15 protein-coding genes are annotated in these 13,875 nt (G+C 60.6%); 5 read left to right on the top strand and 10 right to left on the bottom strand.

The annotated features are described in order from the left end of the window. Window positions 1-27: 27 nt before the first annotated feature. Both I5L03_RS03170 and I5L03_RS03165 read left to right on the top strand, forming a co-directional pair. Entirely contained in the window at window positions 28-714 is a 687-nt protein-coding gene (locus I5L03_RS03170) for an SDR family NAD(P)-dependent oxidoreductase (protein ID WP_197920234.1), read from the top strand. Continuing rightward, window positions 711-1,205, top strand: a complete 495-nt coding sequence (locus I5L03_RS03165; RefSeq protein ID WP_197920233.1) for a DUF892 family protein — start codon at window positions 711-713, stop codon at window positions 1,203-1,205. Before I5L03_RS03170 ends, I5L03_RS03165 begins: the two co-directional genes overlap by 4 nt. Here I5L03_RS03165 and I5L03_RS03160 read toward each other — a convergent pair. Next, complete coding sequence (locus tag I5L03_RS03160) at window positions 1,202-3,463, bottom strand: NADP-dependent malic enzyme (protein WP_197920232.1); 2,262 nt, start codon at window positions 3,461-3,463, stop codon at window positions 1,202-1,204. The two genes, I5L03_RS03165 and I5L03_RS03160, sit on opposite strands and share 4 nt — an antisense overlap. A 128-nt stretch (window positions 3,464-3,591) precedes the next feature. On the opposite strand from I5L03_RS03160, the gene mutS reads away from it, so the two are divergent. Continuing rightward, window positions 3,592-6,216: a DNA mismatch repair protein MutS gene (gene mutS / locus I5L03_RS03155; RefSeq protein WP_197920231.1), complete on the top strand. Its 2,625-nt coding sequence runs from the start codon at window positions 3,592-3,594 to the stop codon at window positions 6,214-6,216. A 4-nt stretch (window positions 6,217-6,220) separates the two neighbouring features. On the opposite strand, the gene I5L03_RS03150 is transcribed toward mutS, so the two are convergent. The 4 genes from I5L03_RS03150 to gluQRS form a co-directional block, all read right to left on the bottom strand. Continuing rightward, complete coding sequence (locus I5L03_RS03150) at window positions 6,221-6,565, bottom strand: hypothetical protein (protein WP_197920230.1); 345 nt, start codon at window positions 6,563-6,565, stop codon at window positions 6,221-6,223. Between the two features lie 65 nt (window positions 6,566-6,630). After that, window positions 6,631-7,212 carry a cob(I)yrinic acid a,c-diamide adenosyltransferase gene (locus I5L03_RS03145; RefSeq protein ID WP_197920229.1) on the bottom strand — a complete coding sequence of 194 codons (582 nt, stop codon included), beginning with the start codon at window positions 7,210-7,212 and terminating at the stop codon, window positions 6,631-6,633. Between the two features lie 25 nt (window positions 7,213-7,237). Then, window positions 7,238-7,465 carry an HIG1 domain-containing protein gene (locus tag I5L03_RS03140; RefSeq protein WP_197920228.1) on the bottom strand — a complete coding sequence of 76 codons (228 nt, stop codon included), beginning with the start codon at window positions 7,463-7,465 and terminating at the stop codon, window positions 7,238-7,240. Then, window positions 7,462-8,307 carry a tRNA glutamyl-Q(34) synthetase GluQRS gene (gluQRS, locus tag I5L03_RS03135; RefSeq protein ID WP_197920709.1) on the bottom strand — a complete coding sequence of 282 codons (846 nt, stop codon included), beginning with the start codon at window positions 8,305-8,307 and terminating at the stop codon, window positions 7,462-7,464. The genes I5L03_RS03140 and gluQRS overlap by 4 nt, the downstream gene beginning before the upstream one ends. Before the next feature lie 127 nt (window positions 8,308-8,434). On the opposite strand from gluQRS, the gene I5L03_RS03130 reads away from it, so the two are divergent. After that, on the top strand, window positions 8,435-9,043 hold the full coding sequence (locus tag I5L03_RS03130; RefSeq protein ID WP_197920227.1) for an HNH endonuclease: 609 nt from the start codon (window positions 8,435-8,437) through the stop codon (window positions 9,041-9,043). Between the two features lie 16 nt (window positions 9,044-9,059). Here the strand turns inward: I5L03_RS03130 and I5L03_RS03125 are convergent, their stop codons facing one another. The 4 genes from I5L03_RS03125 to dksA form a co-directional block, all read right to left on the bottom strand. Continuing rightward, window positions 9,060-9,449, bottom strand: a complete 390-nt coding sequence (locus tag I5L03_RS03125; protein ID WP_197920708.1) for a DUF4112 domain-containing protein — start codon at window positions 9,447-9,449, stop codon at window positions 9,060-9,062. 93 nt (window positions 9,450-9,542) lie between these two features. Then, window positions 9,543-11,036: an ABC transporter substrate-binding protein gene (locus I5L03_RS03120; protein ID WP_197920226.1), complete on the bottom strand. Its 1,494-nt coding sequence runs from the start codon at window positions 11,034-11,036 to the stop codon at window positions 9,543-9,545. Between the two features lie 72 nt (window positions 11,037-11,108). Beyond that, a complete protein-coding gene (locus tag I5L03_RS03115) occupies window positions 11,109-11,471 on the bottom strand; it encodes a PilZ domain-containing protein (RefSeq protein ID WP_197920707.1) in 363 nt (120 codons plus the stop codon). Window positions 11,472-11,632: 161 nt separating this feature from the next. Then, window positions 11,633-12,091, bottom strand: coding sequence for an RNA polymerase-binding protein DksA (gene dksA / locus I5L03_RS03110; protein WP_197920225.1), 459 nt, complete (start codon window positions 12,089-12,091; stop codon window positions 11,633-11,635). Window positions 12,092-12,405: 314 nt separating this feature from the next. On the opposite strand from dksA, the gene I5L03_RS03105 reads away from it, so the two are divergent. After that, on the top strand, window positions 12,406-12,738 hold the full coding sequence (locus I5L03_RS03105) for a sel1 repeat family protein (protein ID WP_197920224.1): 333 nt from the start codon (window positions 12,406-12,408) through the stop codon (window positions 12,736-12,738). Here the strand turns inward: I5L03_RS03105 and I5L03_RS03100 are convergent. Further along, complete coding sequence (locus I5L03_RS03100; RefSeq protein ID WP_197920223.1) at window positions 12,735-13,874, bottom strand: GNAT family N-acetyltransferase; 1,140 nt, start codon at window positions 13,872-13,874, stop codon at window positions 12,735-12,737. The two genes, I5L03_RS03105 and I5L03_RS03100, sit on opposite strands and share 4 nt — an antisense overlap. Window position 13,875: the final 1 nt, after the last annotated feature.

Genomic DNA, 13,875 nt, shown 5'->3' with positions numbered 1-13,875 from the left:
ATACATTAAAGCATCAGGAGCATTTGCATGAGTGACAAGACAGCCATCGTCGTGGGCGCATCGCGTGGGATCGGCCTCGGTTTCGCGAAGCATCTCGTGGAGCGCGGCTACAAGGTTATCGCGACAGAGCGCAGCCGCAGCGATGATCTGCACGCTGCCGCCGATGCGAGCGATGGCGCGATCACAATCGCCAATTGCGATGTCACCGACATGGCGAGCGTGAAAGCGCTCGGCGATCGTGTTGAAAAGGGCACTCTCGATCTTCTCGTCATGAATGCCGGCATCATGGGCGAAAGACCGCAGCCGCTCGATGCCCTGGCACACGATAATGTAGCGGACATCGTCCACACCAACGCCACCGCGCCGATCCAGTCAGCGCTCGCCATACTGCCGCAGATAAAGGAAGGCGGCACAATAGCCATGCTCACCAGCAAGATGGGCTCGATCGATGATTCATCGGGCGGCGCAAACCTTTACCGCGTGTCCAAGACAGCGCAGAACATCTTCGCGCGCTCGCTGTTTGAAGAGCATGCCAAGGATCGCAGCGTGGGCGTATTGTCGCTCCACCCCGGCTGGGTACAGACCGATCTGGGAGGGCCGAATGCACTGATCGATGTCGATACCAGCGTTTCAGGTATGCTCGATGTGATCGAGGGCCAATCGAAGGCGGAGCACCGCTTTGTCGCCTATGACGGTTCGGAGATTGCGTGGTGAGCGATTTCAACTCGATCTATATCGACCAGCTGCAGGATATGGTGAGCGCCGACCGGCAGTCGCTCGAATTTACCAAGCGTCTGCGCGATGCCGCCAGCCATCCGCGTCTGGTGGAGGCTCTTACCAATGGCGTGTGCGGTATTTCCGATGGTCTCGACATCGTTACAGCCACGCTTCACCGGCATGACGCCGATCCGGAGGCAAACCGATCGCCCGGAATGGCGGGGCTGGTAAAAGAGGCCGAGGAGCGCGCTTTTGCCCGGCAATTCGACACCGACGAGGCGCGCGACGCCATGATCGTCGCACAATATTTGCGCATCACGCATTACGGACTTGCCGCCTACGAAGCTCTTACAGCTTTGGCCAAAGGTGTCGGCGATGCCGAGGGTGGCGATGAATTGCAGACTTGCCTCGACAATGCCCGCGATGGGCATGCCGACATGAAGGACGTGATTGCCGCCTTGCTGGGTGAAGAGGCGAAGCCGGGCTAACCGACTACGCCTGCGCTCGCCAGCACCGCCAGCGTGAGCACTTCAGGTGCAATCGCCGTCATCGGCGCGATCTGGACAGGCTTTTCCATGCCGATCTGAACCGGGCCGATGGTGGCATCGCCCGATAGTTCGCGCAGCAGCTTTGCCGAAAGATTGGCGCTCTGCAGGCCGGGCATGATGAGCACATTGGCGGGGCCGGATAGGCGGCTGAACGGGTAAAGCGCCATGACCTTAGGGTTAAGCGCAGCATCGGGCGCGACTTCGCCCTCATATTCGAAGCCCGGATCCTCGGCATCGAGGATGGCCACTGCATCGCGGATATTGCCAAGCCACTGACCCGCAGGATTGCCGAAAGTGGAATAGGACATGAAAGCTACGCGCGGTTCGTGCCCCATGCGGCGGGCAACGGCGGCAGTTTCCTTGGCGATATAAGCGAGCTGTTCGGCGCTGGGCCGCTCATTGATCGTCGTATCGGCAAGGAAAGTCGTGTGGTTCTTGCCCACCACCATGTGGATGCCGAACGGCGTTGCATCGGGCTTGGGATCGAGAACGCGCGCGACTTCGCGTGCGGTCTGGCTGAACGTGCGGGTGAGGCCGGAAATCATCCCGTCACCATGCCCCAGAGCGACGAGCAACGCCGCAAAGACATTACGTTCCTGATTGACCATGCGGCGCACATCACGCTCGGTATAGCCGCGCCGCTGGAGCCGTTTGTAGAGATACTCCACCATCGGCTCGATATCTTCGTAATTGGCCGAATTGGCGATTTCGAAATCTTCGGGGTTGTCGACCGAAAGTTCGCGCAGTTTTTGCAGCACCTTCTCTGTGCGGCCGACGAGGATTGGCTCGCCATAGCCGAAATCGCGGAACTGGATCGCCGCACGCAGCGCCACATCCTCCTCCGCCTCGGCAAACACCATCCGCTTCGGATTGGCCTTGGCATCCTCATAGACACGGGTAAGCGCGGAAGACGTCGGATTGAGGCGCGAACGCAATTGCAGCGTATACTCGTCGAAATCCTCGATCGGGTCCTGAGCCACGCCGGAATCCATCGCCGCCTTGGCCACCGCGCAGGATACGCGCTCCATCAGGCGCGGATCGAAAGGCGCCGGGATGATATATTCGGTGCCGAACTTGTGATCGATGCCATATGCGGCGGCCACTTCGTCGGGCACACGCTCGCGAGCCAGCTCCGCAATGGCTCGGGCGGCGGCGACTTTCATCTCCTCATTGATAGTGGTCGCCCGGACGTCGAGCGCGCCGCGGAAAATGAAAGGGAAACCAAGGACGTTGTTAACCTGATTGGGGAAGTCGCTGCGGCCGGTCGCGATGATCGCATCGGGGCGCACGCGCTTGGCCTCATCCGGCATGATTTCGGGCACGGGATTGGCCATGGCAAAGATGATCGGGTTATCCGCCATCTTCTCCACCCATTCCGGCTTTAGCGCACCGGCAGCCGACAGGCCGAGGAAAATATCCGCGCCTTCCAGCGCCTCTTCAAGGGACCTGTGCGGCGTATCGACTGCATGCGCGCTTTTCCACTGATCGACATTGTCGCGGCCCGGGTAAATCGGGCCGGAGCGGTCGCACACGATCACATTTTCATGCGGAATGCCGACCGATTTGATGAGCGCGGTGCAGGCGAGCGCAGAGGCACCCGCGCCGTTCACCACCATCTTGCAATCCTTCAGCTCTCGCCCGGTCAGATGGCAGGCATTGATCAGGCCAGCCGCCGCGATGATCGCGGTGCCGTGCTGGTCATCATGCATGATCGGAATGTTCATCCGTTCACGCAAGGCTTGCTCGATAATGAAGCATTCAGGCGCGGCGATATCTTCCAGATTGATGCCGCCAAAGCTCGGCTCCATCAGCGCGACCGCTTCGATAAATTTGTCCGGATCTTCGGTATCGAGTTCGATATCGATGGAATCGACATCGGCGAAGCGCTTGAACAACACCGCCTTGCCTTCCATTACCGGCTTCGAAGCCAGCGCGCCGAGATTGCCAAGGCCGAGGATGGCGGTGCCGTTTGAAATCACCGCGACAAGGTTGGAGCGCGCGGTGTATTTCGCGGCCAGCGAGGGATCGCGGGCGATCTCTTCAACTGGCGCAGCAACGCCGGGTGAATAAGCGAGGCTGAGGTCGCGCTGCGTCGTCATCGGCTTGGAGGCGATGATTTCGATCTTACCGGGGCGGATGGTCTCGTGATAGAAAAGCGCTTCGCGAGTGGTGAAGCTGGTGTTCTCTTTTTCGTCCAAGACTCATTCTCCTCTATTGCGGCCTCGCATAGAAGGAGTTGGGCCAAAGCGATAGGGGTTTGGCAGGGGAAAGTTTCGCGCCCCGCCCTTTCCGAATCATCACGAACCCCGCTAGCGATGGTGGCCAGATGGCCGGTTCCGCAACACCCATGATGCAGCAGTATTTCGACCTAAAAGCCGAGGCCGGGGACTGCCTGCTGTTCTACCGCATGGGCGATTTTTTCGAGCTGTTTTTCGACGATGCGAAAGAAGCGGCAGGTGTGCTCGATATCGCCCTCACCACGCGCGGGGAGAACAATGGCGAGCCTGTGCCCATGTGCGGCGTGCCGGTGCATTCGGCGGAAGGCTATCTCGCGCGGCTTATAAAAGCCGGATGCCGCGTCGCCATTGCCGAGCAGGTCGAAACGCCCGACGAAGCAAAGACGCGCGCCAAGCGGGAAGGCACGCCAAGTTCCAAAGCGCTGGTGAAGCGCGACATCGTTCGCTTCGTGACGGCAGGCACGCTGACCGAGGAATCGCTGCTCGAACCGCGACGGTCCAACGTCCTTGCGGCACTATGCGAGTTGCGTGGCACGATCGGCGTGGCGTCGTGCGATATCTCCACTGGCGCGATGACGCTCGAGGAATGCGCAGCCGAACGCGTCGGTGCAGTACTCGCCCGGATAGGCGCCAGCGAAATTGTCGCGCCCGACGATTGGAGCGATGCACCCTCAGATGCCGTGTTCCGCCCACGCGGAGATTTTGCGAGCGATGCGGGCGAGACATCGCTCAAGAAAGTGCACGGCGTTTCAACACTCGACGGGTTCGGCCAGTTCAGCCGGCCCATGCTGGCGGCGGCAGGCGGGCTGATCGCGTATCTCGACCATGCCGGCCGCGGCACACTGCCCTTGTTGCTGCCACCGCAGGCGCGCCAGTCGGGTGAGCACATGGCGATGGATGAGGCAACACGTGCGAGCCTGGAAATTCTTGCCAGCCAGCAGGGCGGCCGCGCGCATTCGCTGATCGCGGCGATTGATCGCTGCGTCACGGGTGCTGGCGCACGGCTCTTGGCGGATGACCTTTCCGCGCCGCTGGCGGACAAAGGTGCGATCGAGGACCGGCTGGCTTTGGTCCATTACCTGTACGCCGATCCGCTGCTGCGCGCAGACCTTCGCGGGCTCTTGCGCGCCTTGCCGGATATCGGGCGTGCGCTCGGGCGGCTGGTGGCGGGGCGCGGGAGTCCTCGCGATCTGGGACAGATCCGCGATGGCCTGATCGAGGCACGGCGGGTGCACGATTTGCTGGCGAGCAAGCCGGACCGCCTAGCTCTGCTGAACGCACTGCTACCCGCGCTGACCGGTCATGCCGAACTGACCGATCTGCTCAGCCGCGCACTCGTGCCTTCCCCGCCGACTGAACGCAGCAATGGCGGCTTTATCGCAAGCGGCTACGATCACGCTTTAGACGATCTTCGCGAAGTGTCCGGCAATGCGCGCCGCGCGATTGCGGCGATGGAGGCGCGCTATCGTGAGGAAACCGATACGCCTTCGCTCAAGATCAAGCACAATGGCGTGCTCGGTTATTTCATTGAAGTCCCCGCCAAGCATGCCGACAAGCTGATGGCGGCGGACAGCGGCTTCACCCATCGCCAGACGATGGCCAATGCGGTGCGTTTCAATTCGCTGACCCTGCACGAGGAAGCGGGCCGGATTGCCGAGGCCGGTGGCCGCGCACTTGCCGCTGAAGAGGCGCATTTCGAGGACTTGACGAGCCATGTCGCCAGTCGGCGCGAGCCTATCGCGCAAACGGCTGCTGCGCTCGCTCGCCTCGACGTTTCCGCGGGTCAAGCCGAACGGGCGAGCGAAGGCGAATGGTGCCGTCCAGATATCCTCGAAGAGCCTGTGCTCGACATCGAAGCAGGACGCCACCCGGTGGTCGAAACCGCGCTGGCGCAGAGCGGCGATCGCTTTGTCGCCAATGATTGCGCGCTCAGCGAAACCGATCGCCTGTGGCTCGTCGGCGGCCCGAACATGGGCGGTAAGTCGACTTTCCTCAGGCAGAATGCGCTGATTATCCTGATGGCGCAGGCGGGCGGTTTCGTCCCTGCCAAGGCTGCACGGATCGGACTTGTCGATCAGCTTTTCAGCCGCGTTGGTGCTGCGGACAATCTCGCACGCGGACGCTCGACTTTCATGGTCGAAATGGTGGAGACCGCCGCGATCCTCAGCCAGGCGAGCGAGCGCAGTTTCGTGATATTGGACGAGGTCGGGCGGGGCACATCAACCTATGATGGCCTCGCGCTTGCTTGGGCGGTGGCCGAAGCCATCCATGAAACGAACAGGAGCCGCTGCCTCTTCGCGACGCATTATCATGAAATGGCGCGGCTGGCGGAGACCTGCGAGGCGCTGAGCCTGCACCATGTCCGCGCCAAGGAGTGGAAGGGCGATCTCGTCCTGCTGCACGAATTGGCCAAAGGCGCGGCAGATCGCTCTTATGGGCTGGCTGTGGCAAAGCTTGCTGGCGTACCCGCACCCGTTGTCAAACGTGCGCGCGGCGTGCTCGATCGGCTGGAGAAAAGCCGCAATGAAACGGGCGGCCTTGCTGCGGGTCTTGGCGAACTGCCCCTCTTCGCAAACGCAATCGCGCCCGAGGATGAAAACACGGACGCGCTACGTGAGCGTCTCGATGCGATTGATGCCGACAGGCTTAGCCCGCGAGAGGCGCTCGATCTGTTGTACGAATTGAAACGGCTGTCAGAGCAATCCGACAGCTAGGCTATCAGGTGCCATCACCGCGAAGGCCATCCGGCTTTTTGTTCTTGCCGTATTTGTCGACATTGTCGTCATGATTGGGCTCGCCTGCATAGGCATCCATATCGATGCGACCAGAGCTTTCCATTTCAGACATCTGGTCGATCATGTCCTGCTTCGATGCGCCTTGTACACCGATGGATTCGCTCACCTTCTTGCTTTCAAGCGGGCTTACGGTTTCGCTGGTTGTCGCCTGCGCCTGCTCGGACACCTCCTGAGCCTGCATGCGGTGATCGTCCTGTTCGTCATTGTGCGTTTCGGGCGCAAGCTTGGCCTGACGTTCTTCGGGGCTGTCGATTTTCTTGTTTGCCATGGTGAAATCTCCTTTGCCTGACCAACGGTTCAGGCTGCGGAGATGTTCCGGCTTTTCCGGCGCAATCAGCGGTTGGCGCCGGGCGTCCAGGTCACGTCTGCAGCGCCATTGTCATTCATGATGCGGCACAGAACGAAAAGATAGTCCGAAAGACGATTGATGTAGGTCAGAGCAGCCGGATTGACCGGTTCTGCTTCTGATAGGGCGGTCAGGCGGCGTTCGGCGCGGCGAACACAGGCGCGCGCCATGTGCAGCCGAGCCGAGGCTTCGCTGCCACCGGGAAGGACAAAGCTGCTGAGCGGCTCAAGTTTTTCGTTGAGCGCATCGATACGCGCTTCAAGCCATTCGGATTGTGCCGAAACCATGCGCAACACCATTTCGGACGGTTCGAAATCCTCGCCGCCAACTTCTCCCAGCGGCGTTGCCAGATCGGCACCCAGATCAAACATATCGTTTTGGATACGCTCGATGTGAGCGGCGTGATCGCCTTGCATCACCACTGCGGCATGGCCGATGGCGGAATTCGCCTCATCTACCGCGCCAACGGCTTCCATACGCAGAGCATGCTTCGGCAGGCGCGAGCCGTCGACCAGCCCGGTCGTGCCGTCATCGCCCGTGCGAGTGTAAATCTTGTTCAACTTGACCATCTCTGCCCCCTACAGTCGCGCCTGATCAGCTATTGACCAGCAGCAGAATCACCACGACCGCGACCGCGGCGGCCTGGTATTTGATCCGCGCGAACATTGCCTTGTTCTGGCGCATCTGCAGCTCTTGCGAATTCGCGCCGCCTTTCTCCAGATCAACCTTCGTGGTCTGCAAAAAGGCAATAACGCCGCGCACGAGCGACACCACGACCATGATGGACAGGAAGATAATGACGATAGTCAGAAATGTGTTCATGTGACACCATGTGGGTAGCGTGACAGGCTTATTCCACCCGGCATTTGGCCCATACGCAGCATTTCCGCCAGCTCTTTGCCATCTTCCCCGCTTATGCGCCGATCCGCCAGCGACGGAGAACTCCGCCGCTTGGCGAGCTTCTGCCCGTCCGTATCGAGCAGCAGATCGTGGTGATGCCAGCGCGGCACCGGCAGGTCGAGCAAGGCTTGCAGCAGGCGATGGATATGGGTGGCGTGAAACAGATCCATGCCGCGTGTCACCAGAGTAACTCCGTCCGCCGCATCATCTAGCGTGGCGGCGAGGTGATAGCTGGCGGGCGCATCCTTGCGCACCAGCACGACATCGCCAAACTCGCGCGGATCGGCGCTCTGCTCGCCCGTAATGGCGTCCTCCCACACCAGCGATCCCGCCTTTTCCATCGCCGCCATGACGTCGAGCCGCATCGCCGCCGGTTTGTCAGGATCCCAATTGCGCCCTTTGCAGGTGCCGGGATAGATAAATCCCTGCGGCCCCATGCGCGGCTCCAGCGCCTCAATCTCAGCCCGTGTGCAGGTGCAGGGGTAGAGCAAACCCATCTCGACCAACCGCGCTGCGGCCCGCTCGTAGCTCGCCAGCCGGGTGGATTGTGCGGGAACTTCCTCCCACTCAAGTCCCAGCCATTCGAGATCGGCGCGGAATTCATCGGCCAGCTCGGGCCGCGAGCGCGCGCCATCGATATCCTCGATCCGCAGCAGGAAACGTCCACCCGCATCTCGCGCCAGATCATGCGACACAATGGCCGAATAGGCATGGCCAAGATGAAGCGAACCATTAGGACTTGGGGCGAAGCGCGTGACGATCATGATGCTGCCCGCCGCCATGGCAGAAAGCTGCTTGTGTTCACAACCCTGTGGAAAGCCTGTCTGTAACAGTCTTGACGCTTTCCCGTGCAAATGCACAACTCAGGCCAATCACGGGAGGACACCCAAAGTGTTCAAAGCCGAATTGATGGAACGGGCCGCTGTTTTCCGCAGTGCGGAGGACGATCCCACGCGCAAGCTGGAAAGCTGCCCGGCTCTGGTGCTTAACGCCGATTATACGCCGCTATCCTATTATCCGCTCAGCCTCTGGCCGTGGCAGACTGCGATCAAGGCAGTGTTCCTGGAGCGGGTCGACATCGTCGCGAGCTATGACCGCGCGGTGCATTCGCAATCGCTCGACATGAAAGTGCCCAGTGTCATTGCGCTCAGGCAATATGTGAAGCCGAACCAGTTCCCGGCCTTCACCCGATTCAACCTCTTTCTTCGCGATCGCTTCGCCTGCCAATATTGCGGGAGCGAAAAGGATCTGACTTACGACCATGTCGTGCCGCGCCGCCTCGGCGGCAAGACGACGTGGGAAAACATCGCCACCGCCTGCGCGCCCTGCAATATGAAGAAAGGCGGTCGCACCCCGCAGCAGGCCAATATGCAACTGCAATATAAGCCGATCAAACCGACCAGCTGGCAATTGCAGCAACAGGGCAAGAGCTTCCCGCCCAATTACCTGCACGAGACGTGGCGGGATTGGCTGTACTGGGATATCGAACTGGAAGAGTGAGCAGCAAGAGCTGCGGCTACTGATCGATCACCTTGGTTTCAGGGTGATGCTTGTCGAGATGCTTGCGAACGATCCGCAAATTGCGGGTGTTCGAGCGGAACATGAAGTCGAACACGTCGCCCACCAGCGGTACTGCGCCGACCGCGGTATCGAAGCCGACATTCGCGGCCATGCGCATCAGCTTCCACTTGGGCAGGCCCAGATTGCGCGCTTCCCACACGATGTAGGCACCCATGCCCATCGCAATGATATCGCCGACCACGGGCACGAGGCCGATAATGGAATCGAGGCCGACCGGGCGATTGATGCCGGGAATGACGAAGCTGCGTTCGAGCACCTGTTCCATCATTTCGATGCGGCGCCGGATCGAATGCACGTCCTTGCCCATCGGCATGTCGAAATGCATCGCGCCGGGGCGCGCGTCCTGGCCGTCAAACGGCTCCGGCTGCATCGGCACAGGCTTACGATTTTCCACCATCAACAGGCTCCTTCCCGTTCTTCATCTGGGTACGCGCGCGAGCGGGGGCAAGGGATGGAAGGCATAGGCGTTGGATTCCAGCCCATCGACACTGCCGCGCACCAAAGTCCAGCGCAGGGGCGAACCGATGGGAATGTAGATATTCTCCAGCGTCAGCTCTGCCTCAGCCTGCGCCATCAGCGTGGCGCGCTGGGTGGGATCGGTTTGTGCGGTCGCATCCGCCACCAGCGCGTCCGCTGTCTCGCTGCACAAAGTCCGCAGGACAGAGCAATTGAACTGGTTCAGGAACCAGCGCGGGGCAGGATAGCGCGCTATACGGTCTATCAGCACAAGGTCGGCGGCCGCGCGGCTTTCGGCGCGAACAAGTTCGATATCGATCCCGGCAAATTGCCGCACAAGGTTATCGAACAGCAATTCCCAGCCATTGTAGCGACCCATCGCTATGCTGATCGTATAGGGCTGCGACAGGTCGCCCTCGTCGAACTGTTGCCGCCAGGCCTGCACGCGGGCGACGGCTTCGCTCTGCCGATCTTCCAGAGCCATATCCTGCCAGCGCTCGGCCACGAAGCCGGGATCCCCAGGCAGGCCGGGGGAGACAGGCCGCGTCGTCGGGGTCAATCCGTCGACATTGAAATCCGCGAGAAGCCCTTCGCGATCAAGCGCCATGGCTAGGCCCTCGCGCACGTCCGAATTGCCAAGCATCCCTTCATCGTTGCGGATCAGCAGGCCGAATAGGCCCACCGCCGCATCGATCCGCAATGTGCCCGATGACAGCGGACCGGTTTCGACCAGTGGCAGGCTGCCAAGATCGCCGCCGAGCACCAATTGCACCTCGCCTGCATTGAACATCGCGATGGCTTCCTGCGGCCCGGCCACGCGCACATCTATTTCGCGCACGTCCTCCTGCCAGTTCTCATCCTCGGGCTCTCCACGTTCGAGCGGCGGCTTGAATTGCAGCCGCGCTCCATCTTCAGTCCGCTCGATCAGGAGCGGGCCTGTACCGTCGCCAGGCTGGCGGATGGCAAGTTCCGGCTGGGCGAGCAATTGTAACAAATAGGGCTCCGGGCTGCTCAGCCGAATTTCGAGGACGCGCTCCGTCATCGCGCGCACATCCTCGATCACGGACAGGTCCTGGCCAAGCGATGTTCCCTCAAGCTGGCCGATGGTGGCGAGCAAGTCGGAACGCACGGCTTGCGCGGTCAATTCCCTGCCATCGGGGCGGTCGATATCGCGCAGGCGGAAGAAGAGGCTCAGCCCGTCCTCAGTCGGCACCCAGCTTTCTGCAAGCGACGGCACGACTTCACCGCGCCTGTTCATCGCGACCAGGCCGGACTGGGTTGCTGCGCGGATGTGCTGCGCGCCAGGTGACAAGCGCAGGCTGTCTGCAAACACCGCATCCTCATCGCCGATTAGAGCAATATCGATAGCGCCATCATTTGCTGCGCCGCAGCTCGCCAACAGAAGCATGGCTGCGCCTGCCGAGAGAATGCGTGAAGAGATTGCGCGCCAGCTCATACTGCTGCGAATAAGGCCGGAGCGGGTCCGCTTCAACCGAAAGCGCGAAAGCAGCGCGAGCGTAACCCTAGTTCAGAGCTTGCGAAGTCCGCGATCGCGGTCATTGCTGCTCATCGGGCGTCCATCCCGGTCTGTTTTCACTGTGGAGCCCTGCACCGGAGCGCGCGCCAATTTGGGATCGATTTCGTCGACAAAGGCGATGCCGAAGCGATCGCCTTGGCACCAGGCGACGCTACCTGCGACCCAGCCCAGATTGCGCAGCTCCACATCCACCCGCGCCCCGCGCATGACGTTGAGATTGCCTTCGGCCATCATGCCGCCAGCCGACAAATTGCGAACTTTGACGCGCACCGGCGTGTCCTCGCCATCCACCCGGATTTGGGCGAGCAGGAACAGGCTATCGCGGCCTACCTGGCGGGTATCGACATTGCTCATTGCGTCCACTCGAACTCCCGATAAACGGGGCCGTTCATGGCGAAGCGCGCGCTGCTGGCTCCGTCTCGGCCAAATTTCTAAATCATGCCCACGCGTTGGGGCTGAAAACCCTAAGTGAAAGTTAATGCGGGGCTTCACCCGTCAAACTGTATCAAAACGGATCAATCGTCGCGCGAAATCTTTTCGCGTCGTTCATGTGCTTGCTGTGCTTCGACAGTCATGGTGGCGATCGGCCTTGCGATCAGGCGATTGATGCCGATCGGGTCACCGGTGACATCGCACCAGCCATATTCGCCTTCATCGATCCGCCGCATGGCCGAGTCGATCTTCGCGATCAGCTTGCGCTGACGATCGCGGGTGCGCAGTTCGATACCCCAATCGGTCTCGCTCGATGCGCGGTCGTTCAGGTCCGGCTCGCGAATTGGGCCATCCTGCAAATTCTGCAAAGTGCCCTCTGCCGCTGCGACGACGGATTTCTTCCATTCGAGCAGCAAGACCCTGAAATAATTAAGCTGCCTGGCAGACATGTACTCTTCATCTTCGCTCGGCGTGTAATCCGCAGGCAGGGCACGCTTGGCTTTGGCGAGTACGTCTATGTCATCATGCATGGCTGTTGCCATCAGATACTCCAAATCCCTTTCGGTGCGCTTTTCCTGCTGCAGCAGCGCTTGCCCGCTTGAACGGATCGGTTTGCGCCCGGCTGCAAAAGCGCCGTGGTCGGGCGGGCCTATAGGGGGCGAGAAAGTTGCGCACAAGGAGCAATCTGTCGAAGCACACGGATTGCCCGCAATCATCGCATTTTCACGCCCATCATTTGCGAAGTGTTAAGAAAGCAGGAGGCGCGTTAACCAATTATTGACCACGTTCGTCAAAACATCGGCCCATCGGAAAGGCCGGGCATCCAGACACCGGCTACGAACAGGGGAATACGATCATGGAACTCGTAAAGATCGAACAATTTGCCAAAGTCGAGGCCGCCGATGTCAACGGCGCCGACATGATGGTCGCATGCTGCCTTGCCGCTGCCGCCGATGGGGACATCAACGCCTATTACGACCTCGGCGTCGCCTTCTCGACCGGAAGCCACGGCGTGGATTGTGACATGATCGAAGCCCACAAATGGTTCAATCTCGCCGCATCCAAAGGCCACGAAGCTGCCAGCTGGTGTCGCGCAGATATCTCGGACGAAATGACCGCTCGCGAAATCAGCGAAGCCCAGCGCCGCGCCCGCGAATGGCTTCGGACCGGAACCAGCCGAGCAGCTTAATCGCCCCGGCGAAACGGCATGCGACGGGACAGGTAATCCCGGTCTATCGCCACGCCGCTCCGCTCCGCTTCGAGGAAGTCCGAAACGGCTTGGCGAAAACCCGGATCGGTGATCCAGTGCATGCTGGTGGTGGTGACCGGTTCGTAGCCGCGCGCAAGCTTGTGGCCGCCCTGAGCACCCGCCTCTACCCTTTTCAGACCCCGCTCGATCGCAGCATCGATTGCGCGGTAGTAACACAGCTCAAAGTGCAAGAAGGGCTTGTCCGCAAGGCAACCCCAATAGCGCCCATAGAGCGCGTCCCTTCCGATGAAATTCAGCGCCCCTGCAATCGGAAGTCCATCCTCAAAGGCGAGCAAAAGCAGGAGCTTGTCGCCCATCCGCCGCCCGAATAGATCGAACGCTTCGCGCGTCAGGTAGGGCGTCCCCCATTTGCGCGCACCGGTGTCTTGGTAAAAGAGCCAGAAGGCATTCCAATGTTCCGGCTTGATGTCATCGCCCGAAATCGCTTCGATCGTAATGCCGGTATTCGCCGCACGCCGTTCTTTGCGCAAATCCTTGCGCTTGCGCGAAGTCATCGAGCCGAGAAAATCGTCAAAGCTGGCATAATCGCGATTGCTCCAATGAAACTGGATATCTTCGCGTTTCAGCCAGCCCGATTGCTCGAATAGCGGGACCTGTTGCGGCTCGACAAATGTCGCATGCGCGCCCGACCAGCCATTATTCGCAGTAAGCTGCATCACTGCCTGCAAAAGCGGCGCGGCGTACGCCTCATCCTGCACGAGCAGCCGAGGCCCCGTCGCCGGAGTAAATGGCGCACTGATCTGGTATTTCGGGTAATACGAGCCCCCCGCGCGCTCATAGGCATCGGCCCAGGCGTGGTCGAACACAAATTCACCTTGGCTATGCCCTTTCAGATAGCCAGGCACAGCTCCCAGCAGGGTATTATTCTGATCGCGCAAAACCAGCGCGGCGCTTTGCCAGCCCGTGCCCGGACCGACGCTGCCGGATTCCTCAAGAATGCTCAGGAAATCATGGCTGACGAAGGGGTTGTCCGCGCCCGCCAGCGCGTTCCAGTCCGCTTTGGCGATATCGCCAACCGATCCGATTATCTGCGCGCGAAGCTCTGTGTCAGCCATT

Origin of the sequence: Aurantiacibacter sediminis (assembly GCF_016019885.1) — a bacterium.
Lineage (GTDB): Bacteria > Pseudomonadota > Alphaproteobacteria > Sphingomonadales > Sphingomonadaceae > Alteraurantiacibacter > Alteraurantiacibacter sediminis.
Note: the sequence above shows the minus strand (reverse complement) of the source record. Positions and strands in the feature narration are given on the sequence as shown.

Excerpts from the sequence above, each read along its gene's own strand:
- I5L03_RS03170 (WP_197920234.1), top strand. The coding sequence starts at position 28 with ATGAGTGACAAGACAGCCATCGTCGTGGGCGCATCGCGTGGGATCGGC.
- mutS (WP_197920231.1), top strand. The coding sequence starts at position 3,592 with ATGGCCGGTTCCGCAACACCCATGATGCAGCAGTATTTCGACCTAAAA.
- I5L03_RS03150 (WP_197920230.1), bottom strand. The coding sequence starts at position 6,565 with ATGGCAAACAAGAAAATCGACAGCCCCGAAGAACGTCAGGCCAAGCTT.
- I5L03_RS03145 (WP_197920229.1), bottom strand. The coding sequence starts at position 7,212 with ATGGTCAAGTTGAACAAGATTTACACTCGCACGGGCGATGACGGCACG.
- I5L03_RS03140 (WP_197920228.1), bottom strand. The coding sequence starts at position 7,465 with ATGAACACATTTCTGACTATCGTCATTATCTTCCTGTCCATCATGGTC.
- gluQRS (WP_197920709.1), bottom strand. The coding sequence starts at position 8,307 with ATGATCGTCACGCGCTTCGCCCCAAGTCCTAATGGTTCGCTTCATCTT.
- I5L03_RS03125 (WP_197920708.1), bottom strand. The coding sequence starts at position 9,449 with ATGCATTTCGACATGCCGATGGGCAAGGACGTGCATTCGATCCGGCGC.
- I5L03_RS03120 (WP_197920226.1), bottom strand. The coding sequence starts at position 11,036 with ATGAGCTGGCGCGCAATCTCTTCACGCATTCTCTCGGCAGGCGCAGCC.
- I5L03_RS03115 (WP_197920707.1), bottom strand. The coding sequence starts at position 11,471 with ATGAGCAATGTCGATACCCGCCAGGTAGGCCGCGATAGCCTGTTCCTG.
- dksA (WP_197920225.1), bottom strand. The coding sequence starts at position 12,091 with ATGGCAACAGCCATGCATGATGACATAGACGTACTCGCCAAAGCCAAG.
- I5L03_RS03105 (WP_197920224.1), top strand. The coding sequence starts at position 12,406 with ATGGAACTCGTAAAGATCGAACAATTTGCCAAAGTCGAGGCCGCCGAT.
- I5L03_RS03100 (WP_197920223.1), bottom strand. The coding sequence starts at position 13,874 with ATGGCTGACACAGAGCTTCGCGCGCAGATAATCGGATCGGTTGGCGAT.